This is a genomic window from Siminovitchia acidinfaciens (assembly GCF_003605385.1).
GTDB classification, from domain to species: Bacteria; Bacillota; Bacilli; order Bacillales; family Bacillaceae_C; genus Siminovitchia; species Siminovitchia acidinfaciens.
In genome coordinates this window covers 358,437-382,700 of the sequence record NZ_QYTV02000003.1, presented here as the reverse complement: position 1 = coordinate 382,700, position 24,264 = coordinate 358,437, and the positions used below count along the sequence as shown (strand labels likewise).

At 42.4% G+C, this 24,264-nt stretch carries 24 protein-coding genes; 5 read left to right on the top strand and 19 right to left on the bottom strand.

Annotated elements, in window-relative coordinates:
- Positions 1-38 precede the first annotated feature (38 nt).
- The 14 genes from murD to D4T97_RS09100 form a co-directional block, all read right to left on the bottom strand.
- Positions 39-1,400, bottom strand: coding sequence for a UDP-N-acetylmuramoyl-L-alanine--D-glutamate ligase (gene murD, locus D4T97_RS09165; protein ID WP_126049870.1), 1,362 nt, complete (start codon positions 1,398-1,400; stop codon positions 39-41).
- Between the two features lies 1 nt (position 1,401).
- Positions 1,402-2,376, bottom strand: a complete 975-nt coding sequence (gene mraY / locus D4T97_RS09160; protein WP_126049868.1) for a phospho-N-acetylmuramoyl-pentapeptide-transferase — start codon at positions 2,374-2,376, stop codon at positions 1,402-1,404.
- Positions 2,373-2,810: a hypothetical protein gene (locus tag D4T97_RS09155; protein ID WP_126049866.1), complete on the bottom strand. Its 438-nt coding sequence runs from the start codon at positions 2,808-2,810 to the stop codon at positions 2,373-2,375. The genes mraY and D4T97_RS09155 overlap by 4 nt, the downstream gene beginning before the upstream one ends.
- Complete coding sequence (locus D4T97_RS09150; protein WP_126049864.1) at positions 2,804-4,264, bottom strand: UDP-N-acetylmuramoyl-L-alanyl-D-glutamate--2,6-diaminopimelate ligase; 1,461 nt, start codon at positions 4,262-4,264, stop codon at positions 2,804-2,806. The genes D4T97_RS09155 and D4T97_RS09150 overlap by 7 nt, the downstream gene beginning before the upstream one ends.
- A 1,381-nt stretch (positions 4,265-5,645) precedes the next feature.
- Positions 5,646-7,559, bottom strand: coding sequence for a stage V sporulation protein D (locus D4T97_RS09145; protein WP_126049862.1), 1,914 nt, complete (start codon positions 7,557-7,559; stop codon positions 5,646-5,648).
- Positions 7,560-7,641: 82 nt separating this feature from the next.
- Complete coding sequence (locus tag D4T97_RS09140; RefSeq protein WP_126049860.1) at positions 7,642-9,852, bottom strand: penicillin-binding protein; 2,211 nt, start codon at positions 9,850-9,852, stop codon at positions 7,642-7,644.
- Entirely contained in the window at positions 9,849-10,205 is a 357-nt protein-coding gene (gene ftsL, locus D4T97_RS09135; RefSeq protein WP_126049858.1) for a cell division protein FtsL, read from the bottom strand. Before ftsL ends, D4T97_RS09140 begins: the two co-directional genes overlap by 4 nt.
- Before the next feature lie 37 nt (positions 10,206-10,242).
- The gene (gene rsmH / locus D4T97_RS09130; RefSeq protein ID WP_126049855.1) at positions 10,243-11,175 is read right to left on the bottom strand and encodes a 16S rRNA (cytosine(1402)-N(4))-methyltransferase RsmH; all 933 of its coding nucleotides are present in this window, start codon (positions 11,173-11,175) and stop codon (positions 10,243-10,245) included.
- A gap of 47 nt (positions 11,176-11,222) precedes the next feature.
- Positions 11,223-11,654, bottom strand: coding sequence for a division/cell wall cluster transcriptional repressor MraZ (gene mraZ, locus D4T97_RS09125; RefSeq protein WP_126049853.1), 432 nt, complete (start codon positions 11,652-11,654; stop codon positions 11,223-11,225).
- 141 nt (positions 11,655-11,795) lie between these two features.
- Positions 11,796-13,424, bottom strand: coding sequence for a bacillithiol biosynthesis cysteine-adding enzyme BshC (bshC, locus tag D4T97_RS09120; RefSeq protein WP_126049851.1), 1,629 nt, complete (start codon positions 13,422-13,424; stop codon positions 11,796-11,798).
- 90 nt (positions 13,425-13,514) lie between these two features.
- Complete coding sequence (locus D4T97_RS09115) at positions 13,515-13,910, bottom strand: DUF3397 domain-containing protein (protein ID WP_126050272.1); 396 nt, start codon at positions 13,908-13,910, stop codon at positions 13,515-13,517.
- 10 nt (positions 13,911-13,920) lie between these two features.
- Positions 13,921-14,814 carry a 2-dehydropantoate 2-reductase gene (locus D4T97_RS09110; RefSeq protein ID WP_126049849.1) on the bottom strand — a complete coding sequence of 298 codons (894 nt, stop codon included), beginning with the start codon at positions 14,812-14,814 and terminating at the stop codon, positions 13,921-13,923.
- A 409-nt stretch (positions 14,815-15,223) separates the two neighbouring features.
- The gene (locus tag D4T97_RS09105) at positions 15,224-16,762 is read right to left on the bottom strand and encodes an acyl-CoA carboxylase subunit beta (RefSeq protein ID WP_126049847.1); all 1,539 of its coding nucleotides are present in this window, start codon (positions 16,760-16,762) and stop codon (positions 15,224-15,226) included.
- Between the two features lie 584 nt (positions 16,763-17,346).
- Complete coding sequence (locus D4T97_RS09100) at positions 17,347-17,562, bottom strand: acetyl-CoA carboxylase biotin carboxyl carrier protein subunit (protein WP_126049845.1); 216 nt, start codon at positions 17,560-17,562, stop codon at positions 17,347-17,349.
- 186 nt (positions 17,563-17,748) lie between these two features.
- Between D4T97_RS09100 and D4T97_RS09095 the strand changes: the two genes are divergently transcribed.
- Entirely contained in the window at positions 17,749-18,231 is a 483-nt protein-coding gene (locus D4T97_RS09095) for an N-acetyltransferase (RefSeq protein WP_126049843.1), read from the top strand.
- Between the two features lie 65 nt (positions 18,232-18,296).
- Positions 18,297-18,737 (top strand): DUF4064 domain-containing protein, encoded by a 441-nt coding sequence (locus D4T97_RS09090; protein WP_164525517.1) that lies wholly within the window; start codon positions 18,297-18,299, stop codon positions 18,735-18,737.
- Between the two features lie 95 nt (positions 18,738-18,832).
- Here the strand turns inward: D4T97_RS09090 and D4T97_RS09085 are convergent, their stop codons facing one another.
- Positions 18,833-19,381 (bottom strand): RsfA family transcriptional regulator, encoded by a 549-nt coding sequence (locus D4T97_RS09085; RefSeq protein ID WP_126049839.1) that lies wholly within the window; start codon positions 19,379-19,381, stop codon positions 18,833-18,835.
- Between the two features lie 73 nt (positions 19,382-19,454).
- Complete coding sequence (locus D4T97_RS09080; RefSeq protein WP_235872199.1) at positions 19,455-20,213, bottom strand: enoyl-CoA hydratase/isomerase family protein; 759 nt, start codon at positions 20,211-20,213, stop codon at positions 19,455-19,457.
- A gap of 343 nt (positions 20,214-20,556) precedes the next feature.
- On the opposite strand from D4T97_RS09080, the gene D4T97_RS20470 reads away from it, so the two are divergent.
- Positions 20,557-20,724: a hypothetical protein gene (locus D4T97_RS20470; RefSeq protein ID WP_164525516.1), complete on the top strand. Its 168-nt coding sequence runs from the start codon at positions 20,557-20,559 to the stop codon at positions 20,722-20,724.
- Between the two features lie 155 nt (positions 20,725-20,879).
- Here D4T97_RS20470 and rpmF read toward each other — a convergent pair whose 3' ends face one another.
- On the bottom strand, positions 20,880-21,053 hold the full coding sequence (gene rpmF, locus D4T97_RS09075; protein ID WP_126049837.1) for a 50S ribosomal protein L32: 174 nt from the start codon (positions 21,051-21,053) through the stop codon (positions 20,880-20,882).
- A gap of 27 nt (positions 21,054-21,080) precedes the next feature.
- A complete protein-coding gene (locus tag D4T97_RS09070) occupies positions 21,081-21,635 on the bottom strand; it encodes a YceD family protein (protein WP_126049835.1) in 555 nt (184 codons plus the stop codon).
- Between the two features lie 238 nt (positions 21,636-21,873).
- Here D4T97_RS09070 and D4T97_RS09065 point away from each other — a divergent pair, with 238 nt between their 5' ends.
- Positions 21,874-22,101: a hypothetical protein gene (locus D4T97_RS09065; RefSeq protein ID WP_206435550.1), complete on the top strand. Its 228-nt coding sequence runs from the start codon at positions 21,874-21,876 to the stop codon at positions 22,099-22,101.
- 91 nt (positions 22,102-22,192) lie between these two features.
- Positions 22,193-23,404, top strand: coding sequence for a nucleotidyltransferase (locus tag D4T97_RS09060; protein WP_126049831.1), 1,212 nt, complete (start codon positions 22,193-22,195; stop codon positions 23,402-23,404).
- On the opposite strand, the gene D4T97_RS09055 is transcribed toward D4T97_RS09060, so the two are convergent.
- A complete protein-coding gene (locus D4T97_RS09055) occupies positions 23,405-24,193 on the bottom strand; it encodes a patatin-like phospholipase family protein (protein ID WP_126049829.1) in 789 nt (262 codons plus the stop codon).
- Between the last annotated feature and the right edge of the window lie 71 nt (positions 24,194-24,264).

Here is a 24,264-nt window from a genome sequence, read left to right as displayed (position 1 = left end):
CTGCCTCCACTGTATTTAAGCCTGTTCCATACACCTTTTTATTGGCTCTGTTTCAGTTTATGCACGGCTTGTGCAAAAATATTACCCCGTACTTCAAATGTCTTATATTGATCCCAACTTGCACATGCCGGTGACAACAGGACAACATCACCAGGTTCTGATACGTTAAATGAAAGCGGAACAGCCTCCTCAACATTATCGACGTGATAAATGGATTGTATTCCCGCTTCCCTTCCTGCTTCTTCCAGCTTATCAGCTGTTTCTCCAAACAAAATCAGCGCTTTTACACCTGACATATGCGGAACAAGCTCCGAAAAACTGTTTCCCCTGTCCAAGCCGCCGGCTAGAAGCACAACAGGCTGATCAAATGCCTGCAATGCACTTTTGGTAGCCAGTATGTTTGTTGCCTTTGAATCATTATAAAATCTTCTTCCATTCACTTCAGCGACAAACTGTGTTCTGTGCTCCACTCCTTGAAACGTGGCTAGTACACGTTTTATTGCATCGTTGCCAACTCCAAGGATTTTCACCGCTGCTATGGCTGCAAGAATATTTTCCTGATTATGTTTTCCTGGAAGTAAAATGTCTCTAAGGCCAATGACCTCTTCACCAAAGTGGAATACTTTACCTTCCTTGATAGATACCCCTTTTTCAAGATAACGTACCGTTGAAAAAGGAATGAGCTCGGCTTGGGAAAAGCTGACGAGTTCAAGGAGTTCTTCCTGGTCGGCATTCACAATTAAAAAGTCATCCTCGGTCTGGTTCCGGGTAATATTTGCTTTTGCCTCCGCATAATTTTCTTTTGTCTGGTGGTAATCCAGATGGGCTTCATATACATTCGTAATGATGGCGATATGAGGTTTGAACTGATCCACACCCATCAATTGAAACGATGACAGCTCCACAACCATTTGATTTTCACTGGTTGCTTTCATGGCCACTTCAGATGCAACCGTTCCGATATTTCCCGCAATCAGCGGATTTTTAGACGCCTCTTCTAACATGTTAAAGATGAGGGTAGTAGTTGTCGTTTTACCATTTGAACCCGTGATGCCGATAATATCAGCTTCCGACACTCGGTAAGCCAGTTCAATTTCCGTAATGATTGGGATATTCATTTCCATTGCTTTTGAAACAAGTGGATTTGTATAAGGGATCCCGGGATTTTTTACAATCAACTCGAACCCTTCATCAAGTAGCTCAGGCGGGTGGCTGCCGCATATTACCTTAATGCCTTTTTCCAGCAGGCTCTGGGCTGCAGTATTTTCCTCAAAAGGCTTTTGGTCGTTTACCGTCACAAATGCCCCCAATTCATGTAATAAAGAGGCGGCAGCAATGCCGCTTTTTGCTAACCCCAGTACGAGTATTTTTTTATGTTCATAATCTGTAATCTTCTTCAATTCACACCCACACCTCTATGTAAATTCCTAAAATGGCAAAAAGCAGACCGACAGCCCAAAACGTGACCACAACGCGCCACTCCGACCAACCGACCAACTCATAATGATGATGCAGCGGACTCATTTTAAAAATCCGTTTTCCTGTCAGCTTAAAAGAGATCACTTGTAAAATGACAGACAATGTTTCTATAACAAAAATACCGCCAATAACCAGAAGTATTACTTCCGTTTTGGTCAGAATGGCGACAGCCGCAATCGCTCCGCCAAGTGCAAGGGATCCGGTATCTCCCATAAACACTTTTGCAGGATGCGCATTGAAAACAAGAAATCCAAGCACGGCACCAACAACAGCAACTGAGAAAACCGACACTTCGTATTGCGACTGACTCCATGCCAAAATAGCGAATGCCCCAAAAGCAATCGCAGCCGTTCCTGACAAAAGGCCATCAAGGCCATCAGTCAAATTGACCGCATTGGAAAAACCTACTAGCCAAAATATGATGAAAAAGGCATAAAAAGGACCCAGATCAATGGAAATTCCCGTTAATGGGATCGAAATGGCCGTAGAAAAGTCAAATGACTTCAACACAAAATAAAAAATAAGGGCAATTACGATTTGACCAACCAATTTTTGTTTGGAGGTCAAGCCGAGATTACGCTTCAAGGCTATTTTGATAAAATCATCCAGGAATCCAAGGAGTCCGTAGCCAAATGTGACCAAAAGAAGCAAATATGTATCAGAACCGGGCTCCGTATATTTCCACGTCATGATCAAAGTCGTGATCATAATCGAGATAATGATCAAAATGCCACCCATTGTAGGGGTGCCGCTTTTCTTTTGATGTGATTTTGGACCTTCATCACGAATGCTTTGGCCAAACTTCAGTTTTCTTAAAAACGGGATGAAAAGAGGAGATAATAAAACAGTAATGAGAAAAGCCATGATAATTGTAAATAATACGACTCGCTCCATCATTCTTCATCCCTCCCCGTTCCTGACGTGTTCCCTGGGGGTTGAATCATCTGCTCCATTTTCTTAACCAAATCCTCAGGAACTCTGCCGTCTATCGGAAACTTCAACCATGTTTTTTTATCAGTTTCTGTCAGACTCATTTTGTTTCTGTAATTTCCTAATATCTGGATGACAGCTGACAGTGGCTCTTCTTCTGAAAGAAAAACCGGAAAGTGATTGGGTGTATAAAAAGGCAGTTCTTCATCTGATTTCCAAACCGCAGCAACCGCACCGTTTGTAATTGCTGCTTGAAGGTCATCATCTTTTCCGGTTTGTATAAACAGACCTTTTAATTGTTTTTCACTGCAGGTAAAAGCGATGCACCCGAAAGAAATGGCCGCATCACTGACACCTTTTGTTTCTGGTAAAATTTCTTTAATATTTTCATATGTCAACATGTTCTTAACTCCTTAATGGCATTGCTTGCAACGAGACGGTCGTCGAAATCAAATACTCGATCACCGATGATTTGATATGTTTCGTGGCCTTTACCGGCGATTAACACTACATCGCCTTTCTTAGCAGCACTAATTGCAGCTGTTATGGCTTTTTTTCGATCTGGTATCACTTGATATCGTTTGCCTTCCACGCCTTTTTCCATATCTTTCAAAATGGCAAGCGGATCTTCGGTACGGGGATTATCGGAAGTAAAAATCGGATCTGTAGCAAATGTGCACGCAGCCTCAGCCATAAGCGGCCGCTTGGTACGGTCCCTGTCTCCGCCGCAGCCGACAACAGCAAAAATCTTACCCTTGGCAAACTCCCTGATTGTTTTCAAAACGCTTTCCAGACTATCAGGCGTGTGAGCATAGTCAACGATGACAGAAAAGTCCTGGCCCTCATCGACCCCTTCAAATCTTCCTGGAACGCCTTGTACTCCTTCAACTGAACGGATGATTGTTTCAAGCGGAACCTTTGAAACATAAGCTGCGGCAATTGCAGCCAGTGTATTATAGACGCTGAATTTGCCCATCAACTTCAAAGAAATTTCATTTTTTCCTTCCGGTGAAACGAGTGTAAATGAAGTTCCGTTTCCGTCCATAACTATGTTTTCCGCTGTAAAATCAGCATGCTGGTCGATACCGTAGGTTACAACATGTGCAGACGTATCGGCAATGTACTGCTTGCTTGCCGGGTCATCTCCATTGATCACAGCAAATTTTGGCTTTGTATAGGTGTTTCCAAGTTTCGTAAACAAAAGCCCTTTTGCTTTTTGGTATTCTTCCATCGTTTCGTGATAGTCCAAATGATCTTGTGACAAGTTGGTAAAGACCGCCACGTCAAAATCACAGCCATCCACCCTTCCTTGGACAAGGGCATGCGAAGATACTTCCATGACAGCGGCATCCACACCTTCACTGACCATGTCTGCAAAAGTTTCCTGTAGTACAATCGTGTCAGGGGTTGTGTTTTTCGTCTCGATGATCCGGTCTCCGATTTTCATGCTGATTGTTCCAATCAAGCCTGTCTTGCGGCCTGCATCTCTAAATATCTCTTCAATCATAAAGCTTGTAGTTGTCTTCCCGTTTGTTCCTGTGATGCCAATCAAGTGAAGACTACCTGTCGGATGCCCATAAAACGCATCGGCAAGGACCGCCATTGCATGCTTTGTGTCACTTACAACGATTAAAGGCGTAGACAGCGGCATATCTTTTTCAGATATGATTGCTGCAGCACCATTTTCTGCCGCTTCCTTGGCAAAGTCATGACCGTCCACGGTATGACCTTTTATACAAATGAACAACGCACCAGGTTTCACTTTTCTATGATCATTTACAATATCAGTAATTTCCGGGTTTTCAATAGTGGGTTTTACTAACGGCAAAGCTTGCAAAAGAGTATGTAACTTCATTCTTAAGATCCTTTCTATTTCATTGAATGCCCGCATCAAACTACTTGTGTTTAGGCCTTCAAAAAATTTCATTTGGGAAAATATCCCCAACTCTATAAACTCTACTTGATTTGAAACCATTTTACCACATCCAGCTTTCATATTATACCGCGGCAGGCGGGTCTATGGAATGCGGAATCCCACATTTGTAAAGACTTTGGTAAAAAGTATCAATTCAGTTATTTCTCACATTTTTTCACTTAGAATACATACCATTGTTTGAAAAAAACATCGTTATCATCTATATGCTTGTTACTTAAGAAGTTCCCTTCTTTTGTAATAAATTTGAAAACCACAGTGCGCCCGTTTATCGACGACAAGCACAAGACGAATTTTGTTAAGGAGTTCTTCAGCCAGCGCAGCAAAGCAGCCGATTTCAATCCAATCGCGAAACATCACCGTTTTTTCTTCATGCAGCTTTTCGACGAAGGAAACATATGCTTCCCTCCAATAAGCTGTACCGGAGGAGCACTTTCTTCCCGAGAAAATTCCATGTGACTTGTGACCTAGTGCCGATGGGGCCTGAAGCTGGACATATCACACCATCATTTGAATATTAATTTCTTCTACAATAGGTCGAAATGAATTATTTCATCAAGTATAGGCCTGGTGCAATATATAATGGACAATAATGGTAACCCGGTTCGTTGATTGCGGTGGATAGCGGCGACTCCTCGAAAATGCTTCTTATTTCCTTCATGAGATGTTATTCAAAGAAGCTTTTTCTGGGTCCTGCGGGAGCAGCGTAGGCCTTGAGACCCCACGGGACGCGAAGCGGCATAAGAGGCTCTTGGATAAGCGGAAACGCCTTGCTTAGCCCCGAGATGCACAAGACGAGCGCTGACGAAGGCGTTCTTTGCCTTCAAAAGCGATTGACTTGTGACGGGCTAGGCGTTGCAGTTAGACAAGCCCCGCCTGTACAAAAGCGTCCATCTGGAACGGAAATCAACCTAAGTATGCACAAATTTTAGATCAATTTATATAGTTTTAAACTTTATTAACGATAAAAAAATCTACCCGTAATGATCCGGGTAGACTTTTTGATTAGCTCACAAATTGCAAATACACGACCCGTTAATTTTCAAAAAGAAATAATAAATTTATATGAATTTTGTTTTAAGATTAACACAGGCAGGACGCGTTAGCTCCACCAACGCACAGGAAGTGCTAGTGAAAGTACAGCGACATGACTAGGAAAACTTCGGCAGCGCTCATCATACATAGGAAAAGCATCAGCTTTTCGAGGACGTAGCGGCTGGAGGCAGCCAGCGCTTGTCGCCCCTAAGCGACCCTCTTCCGCATTTCAATTTTGTACGTTGCGAAACGGGCGCTAACACTTTCCTTATTTCATATAAACCCTTATGACCGATCCGGCTTCGACCTTGACGCCCGGCTCGGGAGCCTGCTGGATCACTTTTGTCCCCTCCCCACTTACTTCCAGCCGCAAATCTAACATTTGTTGCAGCAGCTCCTTCCTTGTATATCCTTGCAAGTCAGGAACAGTGACCATTTGCGGATCAAGCCAGTTGGTCTTTTTTTCGATTTGATTTTTTCTTGGTTTTACATCGAGGGCACGCAATGAGTCTTCCATTATTTTTCCTACAACCGGCGCAGCAACTGTCCCACCGAATTGAATAGTACCTTTCGGATTGTCCACAGCAGCATAAATGACGAGCTGGGGGTCGTCAGCAGGGGCGAAACCGATAAAAGAGACGATATGATTATTTTCCAAGTATCTTCCGTCTTTGGCTTTTTGCGCTGTCCCCGTCTTGCCGCCGACTCGATACGTATCTATGAAAGCATTCCGACCCGTACCTTGGGCCACGACACTCTCAAGCGCATGGCGGAGTTCCTTGGAAGTCTTTTCCGATATGACACGCCTTTTTGCTACAGGCGTCTTCCTCATAGCTACTGTACCTGTTATGGGATCAACCAGCTCCTTAGCTATATACGGCTGGTATAATGTTCCTCCATTTACTGCAGCAGCCACAGCGGAGACTTGCTGTATGGGTGTGACTGACACCCCCTGCCCAAAAGCGGTCGTAGCTTGTTCAACCGGCCCCACTTGGTCCATTTTAAATAAAATCCCTGTTCCCTCGCCCGCCAGGTCAATTCCGGTTTTTTGTCCAAAACCGAACCCCCGGATATAATTAAAGAGCTTTTCCTTGCCCAGCCTATCCCCTAGTTCGACAAACCCCGGGTTGCATGAATTTTGGACAACTTCCAAAAAGCTTTGACTGCCATGTCCGCCCTTTTTCCAGCACCTTAGATTTGCTCCTCCGACTTTCACTGAACCGCGGTCATAAAAATGGTCATGTTCCAAATCTACCAGCCCTTCTTCCAGGGCTGCGGCAAGAGTAATAATTTTAAAGGTTGAACCGGGCTCATAGGTGCTCCAAATAGGAAGGTTCCGATTATATATTTCTTGGGGCACATCCCGGAAATCGGCTGGATCAAAAGATGGCCTGCTTGACATGGCCAAGATCTCCCCATTATTAGGGTCCATAGCTATAGCCACAATTCCATCCGGCTTAAACTGCGCCTCCGCATTATCTAATTCCCTTTCCATAATGGTTTGAATCCTTGTATCAATCGTTAATTTCAAATTATATCCGTCTACCGGAGCTTCATAGTCGTCTGACATATCTGGCATTCTTCTTCCCTTGGCATCAGAGAAAAACTGGACGGAACCCTTCTTGCCCTGCAGTTCCTTGTCATAAAATAATTCAAGGCCCATCAATCCCTGATTATCAATACCTGTGAATCCTAATACATGGGATAGGTAACGGCCGAATGGATAATGGCGCTTTGAATCCTCTGCAATATAAACGCCTTTAATATTCAATGCCCGTACTTCCCTGGCCTTCTCATAAGATATCTTTCTTCCTTCCGGAATCCGTTCGATGGATGAATTCGCAGTCATATGCTTGTACAATTTATCTTTGGAAGCATTCAGGACAGGTGCAAGACTTTCAGCAGCCGCTGCAGGATTTTCAATTTGTCGGGGTATGAGATATACGGTCGGTGCACTTTTATTTTCAGCAATCGGTACACCGTTTCGGTCCGTAATTTTCCCCCGCTCCGGTTCAAAAGGAATATTTCTACTCCACGAATCACGGGCACGGCCGGTCAGATCATCCCCAAGTACGAATTGTACATAGCCCAGCCTTATATCAATAATTAAAAAAACGATAAGTCCAATCAGCAGGAAATAGGACAGTCTTTTTCTTACTGTAACAGTTGAAACCCGCTTCACAAAAGGCCCTCCTCTTTTTACGGCTCGTTCAACTATATGTCCTGTCCTGCATGATTAGACCAATCGTTAGCCCGCTTATGAATCAATCCAGCGGCGGTTCTTCATCAGATTTTGTTTTTTTCGCTTTGTTTTTTTCAATAATTTCAGTTTGGGGTGCAAAATTAACAACGAGCTGATCGCCGGCCGACACTCGGGATTTCGGCTTGATATTTTGCTTCATCACATAGCCGCTGCCAACCATATTGATCTTCAGCTCAGCAAGCTTGGCAACCTTGAGTACATCCCTTTTTGACCATCCCTTCATATTGGGAACGGAAAGGTTCCCGTCCGTCCTGATGATAACTTTTTCTCCTTCTATAAGCTTTTCGCCTTGTGTGGGAGAATAGGACACAATCTGTTTCCCAGACCCGAGCAGTATTGGTTTGAGTCCTCTATCAGTCAAATATTGCGTTGCTTTTTGCACACTCATTTCAGTCAGATCCGGTATTTCAGTGATTACAGCATCCTTTTGCTCCTCTGGCTCAATGTTCAAGTATTGAAGACTGCTTTTCATCACTGGCTTAAATATCTCAGATACCGGCATAGCTCCATTTTCATCCAGCTCAAGCTTCGGCTTTTCTACGACGACATACATGAGAAGCTTCGGGTCGTCTTTTGGGGCCATTCCCAAAAAAGAAAAAATATAATTTTCTCTCCCCTGTAAATAGCCTCCGCCAGGCGCCGCTATTTGCGCTGTTCCGGTTTTCCCTGCTACAGAATACCCATCAAGCTGGTAAAATTGATTACCTGTACCGATATCCGACGTAATGACTGTTTCTAAGATATCCCGGACTTTTTTTGCACTTTTTGGGCTTAACGGCTGCCCGCTGACTTCAGGCTTTGTCTCGGTGACCTCGCCGCTTGCTGGATCGGTAATTTTTTTTACAACATACGGCTTCATCATTTTACCATCATTGGCAATAGCCGAAGCCGCCTGAATCATTTGCATGGAAGTTACAGTAGTACCTTGGCCGAAGACGCTTGTCACTTTTTCAATCGGCCAATCGTATAATATTTTCCCGCTGGCTTCATTTGGAAGAGAAATACCGGTTTTCTGTCCAAACTTAAACTTATCCATATAGTTGCGCCATGTATCTGTACCCATCTTTTCCAAAAGATAGGCAAATCCGACGTTTGAAGAGCGTTGCACACCTTCCAAGTATGTAATGTCCCCCCAACCGGCTCCCTGGTTATGGTCTTTTATCGGTGGCTGTTTCTTGTCTAAATAATACTTACCAGATGGAAACTTGGTGTTTGGATTGAAAACTCCTTCTTCAACGGCTGCGGCCAAAGAAAAGATCTTCATTGTTGAACCAGGCTCAAAAGAGCTTTCGACCACTTCGTTATGCCATGTTTTCTCAATTCCTTCGCGGGTCACAGGATGATAGGTGGGGCGCTGTCCCATACCTAGAATCGCCCCCGTTTTCGGATCCGCAACAATTGCAAATATCCTGCTTGGTGAATAGTCCTGATCCACTTTATTCATTGCATCTTCCAAAAACGTCTGGATTTTTTTATCAATCGTCAAATAAATATCCTTGCCGTCTTTTGGCTCCTTGACCTGTTTTTTGGAATTCGGAAGAATATAGTTCCAAAAATCTCCTTTATATTGTAATGACCCATCCTTACCGATAAGCATTTCATTATAGCTTTTTTCCAATCCGGCTTTGCCCACAATTTCAGACGGCTTCCCATCAGACTGCTCTCTTTGGGCATAGCCAATCAAATGGGAGGCAAAAACGCCGTTGGGATAGAAACGCTTTGTATCCTTTATGAAGCCGATCCCTGGGAGCTCCAACTTTTCAATTTCTTCTTTTGTCCGGTGGGAAAGATCACGGCCCGCGGGACCAAACTCAACCTGCTTCCGCCCATCTTTTGTCAACAGATCATAAATTTCCTGTTCACTAAGTGAAATGTGTTCAGAAAGCTCTGCAGCCGTTTTCCGGGGATCCACGACATGGTTCGGGTGCTCTGGATCGGCTGTCAATGCCCCATCCAAAACTGCGACAAGTGTATAAGATGCGGAATCCTCAGCAATAACTTCCCCTTCGCGGTCGTAAATGGTTCCCCTCTTTGCTTTAATTACATCTGTGCGTAAATACATTTGTGCGGCTTTTGCGGCGAGAGCCTGGCCTTTCACTTCACCAGTGTATTGGATTGTAAAAAAACGAACTGCCAAGACAAAAAAGAGCAGCCCGAATATAAAAAATAACAGCGCTGCTCCTATATTTCTATTTTTTTTTTGAACATTCATCTATTCTCAACAACCTTAACATTATTCTCGTTTAAATTCAGTCCGAGCTCTTTGGCTTTCTTCCAAACCCGCTCATATCTGCTGAGTTCATCAACTTGCATCGACAGGTCGGCATTTATCTTTTCGTGTTTTTGTATCGTTCTTTCTATTTCTTGGACCTCTTTATTAACTTCATATACTGCTGCCTGCACTGTAACAATTTTTACTGCCATAAAAATTATAAATGCGGTCAGCAATAAATACAATATTTTTTCTCCAGGACTTACTTTAGCATGTCGCTGAACTTTAGTTATTTGAACTTCCTGCTGCTGAACACTATTGTTCTGCTGAAGTTGGCGAGCCAAATTACTCATTGTCTCTCCCCCATTCCTACTAAATTTTTTCTATTCTCTATAGTTTTTCTGCTATTCGTAATTTCGCCGACCTTGAGCGGTTATTGGATTCCAATTCAGCTTCCGATGGAATAATCGGTTTTCTATTGACCAATTTGAGAACAGGCTTGTATTCTTCCGGAATTATTGGTAAACCCGGAGGAAGGTCCGGACCTTCACTCGCATCTTTAAAAACATGCTTACAAATACGGTCTTCCAGAGAATGGAATGTAATGACACTGATTCTTCCTCCTGGATTCAATAGGCCGATGGCCTGCTTCAATGAATCTTCAAAAGCTTTCAATTCATCATTGACTGCTATTCGTATGGCTTGAAAAATCCGCTTGGCTGGATGGCCCCCTTTTCTTCTTGCAGGTGCCGGAATACTTTGCTTGATAAGATCCACAAGCTCATTTGTCGTCTCTATTGGCTTATTTTTCCTGGTCGACTCGATATTCCTTGCTACTTGCTTAGAAAACTTTTCTTCCCCGTACCGAAAGAAAATCCTTACCAAATCCTCATAAGCCCATTCATTCACCACGTCATAAGCAGAAATCTCGCCATCCAAATCCATTCTCATATCCAAGGGGGCATCATGATGGTAGCTGAACCCCCGTTCAGGAGTATCCAACTGCGGAGATGATACTCCAAGGTCGTAAAGAATCCCGTCAACCTGAGCAATACCCAACTTATCCAATTCATCAGCCAAATATTTAAAGTTGCTTTTTACTAATATCAATTGCTCTTTGTAATCTGCCAGCTTTTTTTCAGCATTATGAATGGCAGTCTCATCCTGGTCAAAGGCAATCAGCCTTCCGCCACTCGTTAATTGTGACAACAAGTACGCACTGTGGCCTGCTCCACCCAAGGTGCAATCGACATATGTACCGTTTGGCTTAATATCTAATCCATCAACTGTCTCTTTTAATAAAACCGTCGTGTGGGAAAACATTTTTTCACTTCACCATCCAAATCATTAAACGAAAGTCGGAGCGTTGTTCAAATATCAAAGTCGATCATATTCTCGGCAATTTCAGCAAAAGATTCTTCAGATGCTGAGAAATAGTCTTCCCATAAATCCTTGCTCCAAATCTCAAAACGACTGGATACACCTAATATGACACATTCTTTTTCCAGTTTTGCATAGCCAAGAAGCGACGCAGGCAAGTTGACCCTGCCTTGCTTGTCCAATTCACATTCCACGGCACCCGAGAAAAAAAACCGGGTAAAGGCACGTGCATCTTTCTTAGTCAGTGGGAGGGCTTTTAACTTTTCCTCAATTTGTTTCCATTCATCCAATGGGTAACCAAATAAACATTGATCCAATCCACGGGTGATAACAAATGATTCCCCGAGGTGTTCTCTATATTTGGCAGGCACGATCAAACGGCCTTTTGTATCAATGTTATGCTGGTATTCACCCATAAACATGACCTTTGCCCCCACTTTCTATAATTACTGTACCACAATCCCCCACTTGCCACCACTCTTTTTTATGTTATTTCCCAAGCTTTTTATCCTTTATTTTCGATAAAAAAAAAGCCTGCTCCCTAAGAAGCGGCTCATTTCCATTTATACCCTTATAATTTTATGTCTACCGTCAAATTCATACTGCAAGTTCAACAGTTCATCGATAAAATTCTGCCCGTATTCATTCAGATAATAAAATGTGTTCCATATTCTTTCCTGGGGCTGCCCATCAGGTTTAATGATCTGTTCGATGTGTTGAAATTTTTGCAAAGTAGCCTCATGTTTTTTAGTTATGCTGTCTTCCACTCTTTTTTGCAAGAATTCCAACTGCTTGATTTGTTTTTTCAAATTTGTCTCCGCAAGCCGAACATGCCCTCGGTCGATTTCTTCTAGATTCTCAATGATTTTGTCATACCGGCTGACCAATTCGTTTTTCGTTTCTAGTAGAACTGACTCGAATCTCTTATTTTTAATAGAGGCCAAAAATCGGTTTCTTTCTTCAGTCGTTCCTCTTTCCAATACGGAATTAATAGACAAGTTCAAGTCATCCATGTAACGTTCTGTCGTTTTATCAAGAAATGTGATATTCAGCCTTGGTACAATAGGCGGCATTTGGGTTTCCATAGCCTGAAATGCGGGCAGCAGTTCTCCCCAGTATGCGATTTCTCCTGGACCGGCAATAAATGCCAAGGTGGGAAACAGCCATTCTTGCATAAGAGGTCTTGTGACAACATTATTGCTAAAACGATCAGGATTTAATTCAAGTAAGTCGCCGAGCTCCTCGTCGGTAACACGCAATTCATTTGTTTTGCTGACAAATACTTTTTCTATAGGATCAAACTCCAGCAGTTCTCGCTCGTTACCATGATAATAAAAAACATTTGCCGCATACTCATCCATTTCAATTGCATTGGAGAAGCCCATGCTTTGTTTCTTTTCCTGCTGGGCAAGCACGGATTCAGTTATGATTTGCCTGTCATTGATAAGTCTGGAGAAAAAAGGCTTTTCAAGCTGGCGAAGCTTCGGATCTGCCGAATCAATGAGAAGCAAGCCATAATCTTTGAAGAAATACATGATCAAATATGAAAAAAATTCAGTGAAAGTGCTTGTCTTTGAGATTGCTTCATCAACGACAGTAAGCATTTCTTTCGTATGTGAACGGTCACCAAAACATGAAAAGATTTCGTGTACCCATGCAAACATCTTCTCTTTATTGAACACAAGATGTGAAGCCATCATTTTCCCCACAAAAGCTTCATTATAACTCTTCTTTTTTATGTGCTCGTTCTGCGGGGCAAATATATGATTGATCTCTAAATAATCGTGGTCTTCGCCTGCAATCCAAAAAACAGGTACGATGGGCCGGCCCAATTCCTTTTCCTGCTGCTCAGCCAATTTTATTATTGAAATGATTTTATGTATTGTATATAAAGGCCCTGTCAACAATCCCGCTTGCTGACCTCCGATTACCACAGCCGAATGCGGATTGCGAAATTTCTCTATAGAGAATTTAACAGCGTCTGATTGCGGGAGATTGCCCATATAATTTTCGATGCACTCAGCAACGCCATCCCGGTTAAAATCGCGCTTCATTAAATCTTCGTATCGCTGCCGGAAAACTGATTCATTTTTTATATTATATTGAAAGAAATCTTTTACGGATTCCATATCTTCAACGTAAAGTGAAGCGAAGCGGTTTGTTGCCAATGCGGCAGCGTTTTCCAATTCCATCTATGTACTTCCTTTCTCTTACTGTGTCAATCAAAAGAAGTATAGCAAACTATATAAGGAAAAGACATTTTCCTGCTTAGAGGCGCCATGCTAGACACTAAAGATCAAGTTTTTTGCTCTTGCTATGATGCCAAATAAAAGCAACCCGATATAAAAGAAAGAGAACATAAGAAAGTTTAGCCTTAGATAACCTGCAAATACTTTCCTGTATATGATCTCCTCCCTTGTTTTCCAGTGCAAAAAGGTAAAAAAAACTGCCGTTACAAGCATAAATAAAATAATAATAAATAGATAGGAGCTTTCCCATATGGTCATGATTAAAAAATGCACCGAGGCGATCAATACGAATGTAGTCATGTATATGGCAGCATTAAGCGCTTTTCGATGATTCCTTGTTAATTGTTTGACGAGAGTAAATATCAATATATAGAAAAGAATCGGCAGTGTTATGAATACAGCCGCCGCCGATGAAAAAAGAGTTCCCACCTTGATTAGCTCATCTCCTTTCCTGTTCAATTCCTTTGACCATGACATATACCATCTGAACCGTAGTAAGCTTTCTCCCTTTTCTTTCTGCAACTTTCAAGATGTAACCCAATATGGCATCTATTTCAGTTTTTCTGCCATCCTGGATATCTTTTAACATTGACGAAGTATTGTTTTTAGTATTTTCACAAATACCAACGATGCTGTTAAAAATTGACTCTTTATCGTCTAATGGGAAAACAGTGTAAATTTCTTCAAACATTAATTTCAAAATCTCGTAATAATACGGATTTTCAACAAGGCGGCCATTTTTTACACAAAAAATTACCGTCAGTGGATTGATCAACGCGTTAGCAATCAGCTTATTCATTAAAATGCTCTGATAATCCTTATGGAAACAAATTGGGAAGGCCGGGTCCAATGCTTGCGGAAATTCATCCTCCAAATGTAAGCTTCCTTTATATACAGCCACATTTGTCCGACCTATTCCATTATGCGAAACAGTCCAGTCATTGCCCCTCTTGGCACCGTGTTCCACAGTGGCAGTGAAAATCGATGCGTGCGGGAGTGAATTTAACATTTCAAGATGCCCCATCCCATTTTGGATGAAACATAGTGGAATATTCGCTGGAATCGTCAGTAAGAAAGGCTTTAAATTCGGAAGATCATATTGTTTTACAGCAATGAAGATAATATCCAGGTCAGACATTCCGTTGCCTATAGGCTCTGCTTTAACTTTTATCACTCTATCTTCCGGCCCCTGAAATTGGAGTCTAATTCCTTTTTCGTTCAATTCCTGCGCTTGTTCTTCACGTCTTGTAAATATTGTAATTTCGTGGCTTTTCCCAAGATATGCACCAAAAAGCAATCCTAAGGAGCCGCCGCCGATTATTCCTACTCGCATCTGATCACCCTACTATGTAATTAAACTATTCTTTTTATTTCATTGTAGCAAATGTATGTTTCCCAGCCTATTCCTTTACATTAAAAAGTTCCTCTTTCTAAAAAAAAGAGGAACTTTTTAGTTCTGATTTGAAGCCGTTTTTCGCATTTCGGAAGTGCTGTGAGCCGCCGGACATGCGCCTCCGCTTTGCTGCGTGTGTTTCCTTTATCTCGTCAGGAGTCGTCCAGCCTGTACGTCGTTAAGCGTCGCCCTCCGCTTTTCTAGTGTCTAGCTACAGCGCCTATCGACTAGCAGACTTCGCGCCTCCTCCTACGATAAGTCAACATCGGCTCCTTCGTCGCCGTGTTTCCTTTATCTCGTCGGAGTCACTCCAGTCTGTACGTCGATGGACAGGCGCTTCCGCCTTTCCCTACACCGGGTAAACCGGATGCTTTCGCGTACTGAATACAACATCTTTGGTTTCATATAATTTGAAACGGTCAATCAATACTCTTCGCAAATCATCAGGCTCTGTTATTTCATCAACAATCATTTCTGACGCAAGCTTATATATATCAATATGCTCCTTGTACTCTTCTTGCTTTTCCTTAACGAAAGCAAGCCGCTCCCCGGGATCTTCAATTGCTTCTATTTTATTCGAGTATACAGCATTGACCGCTGCTTCCGGTCCCATTACGGCAATTTGCGCCGTTGGCAAGGCGATGCATACATCCGGTTCAAAGGCCGGTCCAGCCATGGCATAAAGCCCAGCACCATATGCTTTACGCACAATAACGGAGATCTTAGGAACCGTGGCAGAACTCATTGCAGCAATGAATTTTGCTCCATGTCTGATAATCCCTGCCCTTTCCACTTTTGTTCCGATCATGAAGCCAGGAACGTCAGCAAGGAACAATAGCGGTATATGGTACGCATCACATAACTGGATAAATTTTGCTCCTTTATCCGCCGAATCTACAAATAGGACCCCGCCTTTAACTTTGGGCTGATTTGCAAGGATCCCAACTGTTGCTCCTCCAATCCTTGCAAATCCGGTAATCAGTTCGGGGGCAAAGAGCTTTTTTATTTCAAAGAAGCTGTCCTTATCGATAATAGCGTCTATTGCTTCGTACATATCAAACGGGGCGTTTTGGTTTTCAGGAATGATTTCTTCAAGAGCCCTTCCCTGACTAGGTTCTTTTGTTTCGAATTTCCTTGGCTTTTCCGTATAATTCTGCGGAAAATATGTTAAGTAATTTTTAGCAGTTTCTATCGCTTCTTCTTCTGACAACGCCAACAAATCACCGCAACCGCTGACAGAGCAGTGCATCCTCGCTCCACCCATTTCCTCAAGGGTCACTTTTTCCCCAATTACTTTTTCAGCCATTCTCGGTGACCCCAAGTACATGGATGCATTCTTGTCGACCATGATAACAATGTCACAAAACGCTGGAATGTATGCTCCCCCTGCGGCCGAAGGACCAAACAAGATACAAATTTGTGGAACCATGCCCGAAAGCTTCACCTGATTATGAAAAATCCTGCCGGCTCCCCTTCGATTGGGAAACATTTCCAATTGATCTGTTATTCTTGCTCCGGCTGAATCAACCAAATATAGTAAGGGAACTTTTAATTTTTCTGCTGTTTCTTGCATCCGGATTATTTTTTCAACGGTTTTAGCGCCCCACGAACCTGCTTTCACAGTTGAGTCATTGGCTATCACGCAAACAGTTCGACCATTCACCTTTCCAAGTGCAGTCACTACACCGTCTGCCGGTAAATCACCCGCTTGAAAGTTCGCAAACAGCCCATCTTCTTCGTAAAGTCCTTCATCAAAAAGGATTGACAGCCGATCTCTTACAAACATTTTATTTTGCTGATTTAATCTTTCATGGTATTTTTGGCTGCCTCCTGCCCGGACCATTTTCTTATTCTCTTGCAAAATATCCCTGTCTGTATTCCCAGCCATAGATTTATCTCTCCTTGATCATCTATTTTTCTAAGAAAAGCGCAAAGCGCGCATGTTAGGCGACAAGCACAAGGCGAATTTTAATAAGGCAGTTCCTCAACCACCACAGCAAAGCATCTGATTTCAATCACATTGTGAAAAACATCTCTGAATTTGTTTCATGCGGCTTTACGACGAAGTAATCATAGCTTTTTCGAATATGCTGTACTGCAGGAGACATTCATCCTAAATAAGCTTCACTGCGTCTTGTGACCTCGAGCCGATAGCGCCTGACTGTCTCTAGACCGCGTCATCCCGTCGCTTCCTGTCCACGGAGCTAGACAAAAACATAAATTTTCATGAAAAAATTAGCCAGATTTAACGGTTTCTTATCTTCCTAATAAAAGCGCATGCGACCGGATCAACTTGGTAAACAAGCTGATATTCGAGGTGTCAAGTCTTCAGCAATGACTTGAAATTCATCACATTATTTTAAGTCTCTCCAAGTATGCTTCATGCAGCTTTGGAATGATTCAAAACTTCCTCTAATAAAGTCAGTCGCGTTACCACAAGTCCTATTTTGCTGCTTGTGGCCTGTATGCTCTTTAGCTAGACAGTATAAAAAGGATATCTCCTTCATTAACAAAATCTCCAGAAGAGACGTTCACTTTTGTTATTTTCCCGGCTTCCGGACTTTCGATTGGGATTTCCATTTTCATCGATTCTAGTATCAACACGGTTTGACCCGGCGAAACTTCTTCTCCGATACTGACTTCAATTTTCCAAACTGTCCCTGCCATGGTCGCCTGTATTTCTTTCATTTCCATTCCTCCGTCTCTCCATATTTTCAGATCGAATCTAAAAGACACATCAAATAGTTAAGGTTCATGAGTGATGTAATCGCTTCCTCTTTTTTCATTATATCTGAAATTTTTCAGGCTTTGTTATATAATTAAATTAAATTAGATATTAAATTCAAATTATACATAGACAAAGGGGATGAAAGCATGCCGGAGGAAGTAAAAAAATTAAGAATCAACTATAAAACGTTGGAGGAGTTTAAAAAGTTCAAGGAATACGGAGCACAGGAATTATCCATGCTGGAGGATTTACAGGATAATATTGTGGAGGATGATTTGGACTCGCCATTTTACGGCATATACTTCGGGGATAAATTAGCAGCCCGAATGAGCCTATATAAAAGAGAAGCCAGATTTGATCAATATTTTAATCCGCCGCAGGATTATCTTGAATTATGGAAATTGGAAGTATTGCCGGAGTTCCAAGGCAAGAGATACGGAGAGAAACTTGTTAACTATGCAAAAAGCTTTAATATGCCAATCAAAACAAACCCAAGATTAAATTCTCGCCCATTCTTTGAAAAGATGGGATTCCAAAACGTCAAATATGATGTTGACAGAGACCTTGGCGAAAATCCGCTTGTCTGGTATCCTGCCGGAGTTACAGAACAAAAAAATAATAATGAATAATTGAAACTAAATATGCTCCCGCTTCGTACACACTAATATACTTTTACAGCTTGGGAGGTTTTTATTTGAAGCGTACAGGGGAACTAGTTCTTGGAATCATTGGCATTATTTCAAGTGCTATGATGTCGTTGGTCGGTATGGTTTTTATTTGGGCCAACAATTCTGATGACTTTAAGCTGTTTTTTGAAGAGGAATTTGCCTCCGATCCAGCCATGGAGATCAATCCTGATGAGATGGCTTTGGTGATGGAAGGCTTGGGAAGTTTTGGATGGGCTGTAGTTGTCGCTTCCATTATAGGATTCATCCTTGGTTTGGTTGGTGTAATCTGCATAAAGGGGAATAAAAAACCTAAATTAGCTGGATGGGTCTTCATCATTGGAGCTGTTCTGACAGGACTTATTTCTGTGGGACTGGGATTTGTTCCAGCTATCCTTTATTTGATAGCGGGAATTATGGCATTTGCCCGGAAAGTCCCTTCGGATACATCAGAACCACCAATCTATTGACAGATTCCGGGCCGGTACCAATAACCGGCCCGGTTTTCATTTAGTGAAGCTTCATTTCAATCCAACCCCGTCGATGAACAGGCGCCTTCGCTTTTCTATGCATCAGTGACTTCATATCCCGATTCATTTGCAGCCATTTTTCTTGCCTTGTCCATAATAGTCAGCAATGTGGAATACTCCGCCTTCAGCAGCCCATATTCCTTTTGCATCTCCTCTAACTTCCGATTAAACTCCTCAACTTTTTGCCTTAACATCCGATTTTCCTCTTTTAACATACTGTATGACTGAATATTTGCCTCTTGATCTTCTTGCAATCCATTTAAATAGCTGATCACATCCCGAATGGACAAATGGGCATCCTCTCTATCCTGCATGGCTGCGCTTTCAGTGGGAGGAGTCAAAGACGAACTATTTCCTTGAGTGTTTTTCCTATCTTTTTTGGCCAGTATGATTTCATTTTGATATGCCTTCCGCACATAGGAATTCCAGCGGAAACCACAGGCAGCAGCTGTCCTGGCTAACTTTGCCCCTGCCTCTTTGAATGCCTTTAATTGTGTACTTCCTTCCCGTATATGTGAAAGGACCAAATCCGCAAGTAATCTATCTTCTTCAGAAGTCCATGCATCCTGTCTTCCGGTTGCCAATCGAATCACCCCCGACTTTTTATCACATACATATGCACGTAATAGAAAAGATAGACTACTGAGCAAATGATCTTTATCTTTTCAAGAAGCGCAATACCGCCTCGTGATGTTCATCCTTCGACCAGAGTGAGGCGCAGCGCCTAATTTCTTTTTCCATTCGTTCCTTAAGATTGCTGGCAAGAAGCTTGCCAATCATTGCCTTTTTATAATCCCTCAAAACATCTGTCTCTATTGAGAGAGTATTTTCTAGAAATTTATTCATGGCATCCTGGGCTGATCCTTCAAACAATTTATCGACGAAACCGAATTCAGCCATTTCCTGTGCGGATAACACCCTTGCTCCCGTCAACAGTTGTAATGCGGAAGACATGCTCACCCTTTCAAATAGTAGACTGGCTCCTCCCCATCCCGTAGTTATAGCCAGATTCCCTTGAATAAACCCTAGACTAGCGTCGGACTTTGCTATTCTCATGTCACAGGCGGCAGCCAGTTCGCAGCCTCCGCCCAGCGCTGCACCGTTTATAACAGCCACTGTCGGCTTAGGAACCACTGCCAGACGATAAAGCAAACCACCCATTCTGGACAGCATAGTAAATGCCTGTTGGTCTGTTTTTAACTGGTGGAACTCGGCAACATCCCCACCCGAACAGAATGAACGCTCGCCTTCTCCTGTTATCGCAATTGCTTTTATGGAAGGGTTTGTTTCCGCCTCATCAAGCATCTGCTCAAGTCCATCCATCACTTGGTAATTAATAGCATTCCTTTTTTCTGGCCTGTTGATTTTCCAAACAAGCAGTCCATCAGCATTTTTTGTAAAAGAAAATTCCTTCACAATTATCCCCCGCTTTTCTTCTAATCTGTAAACACATACATACCACGGAAGGAGCAGGAAAACAACTTTATAAAAGCGCCTGTTCATCGTTGTACAGACTGAGCTAAAATGCCGAAACGCCTTGGTCAACCCCCGACAAGTATAAGACAATTCCCAAGGAGGCAGTACTTCAGCACCACAGGGAAGCTACTTACTTCAATGACATCCTGTGAAACTTCTTTGTATTGACTTCGTGCAGCTTTGCGACAGGCTGAACAAGACTTCCTCCAATTATCCATGGCACAGGAGCACATTCTTCCTAAATTAGCTTTCTTACAGGCTTATGACATCGAGGGGCTAGGCGTTGGAGCTAGACAATAGTGCCTCTTACGAGATAAAGGATAAGGAAGTGCGAGAGTGCCTGCTTATCGGCGACAAGCATAAGACAAGCGCTTCTGAAGGCGTTCTATGCCTTCAGAAGCAATTGGCTTATGACCTCGAGCCGATGGCACTCAGCAGGCTCAAAACGTGACATCCTGTCGCTTCGCTTGCACTAGTACATCCTTTCCGTCGCAGCTGTACATAGAAGTAATCCGCTTACAACATTATCCATAGGCATTGGAATGTTATAATACGCTACACAAACAAAAAAAACGTGAAGGATGTAATCTCTTCACGTCTTTTTCATTAGTCATTTACAACTGATTTTCCTTTGTATGTTCCGCACTCTTTGCAAACACGATGGGCAAGTTTCGCTTCACCGCAATTTGGGCACTCTACCATTCCAGGTACACGTAATTTGAAGTGAGTACGACGCTGTCTTTTAGCCGTCTTGGATGTTCTTCTTTTAGGTACTGCCATTCTTCCCACCTCCTTAAAGTTATTATCTTATTTTTGATTTTCATCTTCATCTTTTTGAAGCAATTTTGCCAGACCAGCAAGACGCGGGTCAACTTTTTGTTTTTCACGCTCTCTCGCCTCTAAAAGCTGTTCTTCTGTCAAAACTTCCCAATCTTTTCCGGATGGCAATGATGAACTTTCCTTCGCCTCTGGTGAAAAAACCTGAATGGGAACTTCAAGAAGAACCAGTTCATAAGCGACAGGCTCCAAATCAATGACGCCGCCTACTATCTCATGAATCTCTTCATCCTCGTCAACCTCATAATCGAGCGGCTTTAATAAAAAGGTTTCAATAGAATGAATATCGAATGGGTATTCCACATCTTCCAAAGTTCTGGAACAAGGTAAAGTGAAAGTACCCGAAATATGAAGATGGAAGGCCACCTTATGTGAATCAACATCCGCTCTTCCCTGTACCCGGATGGGAGAAACCCCTCTTATCTCCGGATCAGCTTTTTTCAGCTCTTCAGCAAGATCAATTGTCTTGTCGAACGTCATTGCCTCGTACTGATATTTATGTAATTCGGCAACAGTCCATTTCATTTATCATCACCTCTAGGCAACAAAAGTAATTATAGCTTTGCTCTTTCTGTTTGTCAATATAATCTTCTTTACACCCGAAGATTTTTAAAAGGATTGATTCATTAACTACTTTACCCTTTTATAGGACAATTGAACACTGTTTGTTCCCTTACTTTATTTAAGTTAGGTATGAGCTTATACAATTTTCAGCGGATAAACATAGACTATTTGGAAATGAGTTTTATGGGAGGTGGATTTTGTGAAAAAAGAAGAGAGACAGTACCCTGGCTATCCGTTTCACGGCGGTTATCCGGGATATGGCGGAGGATTCCCGATTAGTGTCGGGTATCCTGGATACGGAGGATATCCAGGTTATGGCGGTTATCCTGGGTATGGGCATCACGGACACCATCACGGATATCATGGATATCACGGACATCACCACGGTCACCATCATGGACATCACGGACACAGAGATACCGAATAATCATATAAGAGGAGTCAACTCCTCTTATATTTTAATCTTTTCAAAAAATCAAGTATGATAAAAGAAGAAGTACAGGCAGGGAGACGATTGAATGAGAAGTGTTGGAATCGTAGCTGAATATAACCCATTTCATAACGGGCATCTATATCATTTAAAACAATCAAAAGAGATTTCTGGCAGCGACGTTGCCATTGTTGCAATGAGTGGGAACTTTTTGCAACGAGGCGAGCCAGCCATCGTTCCAAAGTGGACAAGAACTAAAATGGCACTGTTATCAGGGGCAGATCTGGTTGTAGAAATCCCCTATGCTTTTGCCGTGCAAAAAGCGGAGATTTTCGCTCTGGGATCAGTTTATTTACTAGATGCATTAAAATGCAGTTCTATCTGCTTCGGAAGTGAATTAGGAAACATCCACCCCTTTTTACATACTGTTGATCTACTGAAGGATCAGGAGGAAACATACAATAGCAGAATCAGGTTTTATATAAAACAAGGTGTCAGTTATCCGAAAGCTTTGGCTCTCGCCTACTCGGACCTTGAAAAAAATAAAGATACAGTGGATTTATCAAGGCCAAATAATATTTTGGGATATCATTACATAGCTGCCGCAAAAAAATTAAAATCCAATGTTGAATTTTTTACAGTAAAGCGTAATACAGCGGAGCATGACGATCAAACGATCCATGATGATAAAATTGCAAGTGCAACCTCGATTCGGAAACTAATTAAACAGGAGGGGAATCTCCACCGCATCCGTCCCTATATCCCTGAGGCTACCTATAATGAAATGGAAGCATATTATCGTACATATAAGCATTTCCATGACTGGGAGGACTATTGGCCGTATTTGCAATACCGGCTTCTTACTATGAATAACGATGAATTAAACCAGATGTACGACATCGAGGAAGGATTGCCCTACCGTCTTCAAAGAGCTGCGGAATCTTCAGGCAGTTTCCAATCCTTCATGGAAAATGTCAAAACAAAGCGCTATACATGGACCAGACTTCAAAGAATTTGTGTTCATGCTTTAACAAATACAACAAGAACCGATATGAATTCAGCTGGAGAAACACCAGGATATATTCGTCTGCTTGGAATGTCCGCTAAAGGCAGGGAGTACTTGAATAAGGTGAAAAAGGATCTGCCTTTGCCCCTAGTATCAACTGTATCAGCTTTCCCTGAGGCTTTGTTTACCCTTGACCGCCGAGCGGCTCTTGTATACTCACAAGTAATGAAGGAGCCGGCAAGAAGCGATCTATTCTCCATGGAATACGCCCAGCCGCCCATCATGGCCGACTGATCAAGAATTTTCTTTTTGCCACCTTTTAATCGCCGACTGTATCGATGGAAGTTTTAATAAGGTGGCTTCCTCCCCTATTTTAATGATTTCTCCGATATTTTTAAAAGCCTTTGCGCTTAAATGCTCCACAGGTGGAAGTACCATAATATCTGACTCCACTTCCCGCGCTGTGATTATTTCCATTTGCAATATATCAATGCTTTGCATGATCACATCATATATAGTTAGTATCTCTGCACCGCGATTCACCCTTGAAACATCGACACCGATGACAATGTTCGCACCCATTTCTTTTACTGTTGATACTGGAACACGGTCCGCAACTCCACCGTCAACCATCAGCCTTCCATTTATTCTTTCCGGTACGAAGACTCCCGGGATAGATATGCTTGCCCTCACGATTTCGGGAATAGGCCCTTTTTTAAATACGACTTTTTCACCTGTCTGCAAATCAGTCGCAATGACCGCAACTGGAATGTTCAAATGCTCAAGTTGCTTTCCCTGCATAAAGAGGCGGATTAGATTCTTCACACGATTGCCTGCAATAAAGCCCATTTTCGGCACAGTGAAATCTATATAATATTGTCTTTTAAAAGCCGTTGATAATTTGATCAACTGGTCAATATCATGACCAAAAGCATAAAAACAGCCAACAAGCGCTCCCATACTACTGCCCGCAATCATATCAACGGGAATGGAATGGTCCGTAAGGGCTTTTAATACTCCTAAATGGGCAAAGCCTCTTGCTCCCCCTGATCCGAGTGCAAGGCCGACTTTCGGTCTCGTCACATTCACCGCCCCCCTTGACCCATTTTATGGTCTAAAAGAGTTCACTATGAGTATATTGGTTATGTAGGGTC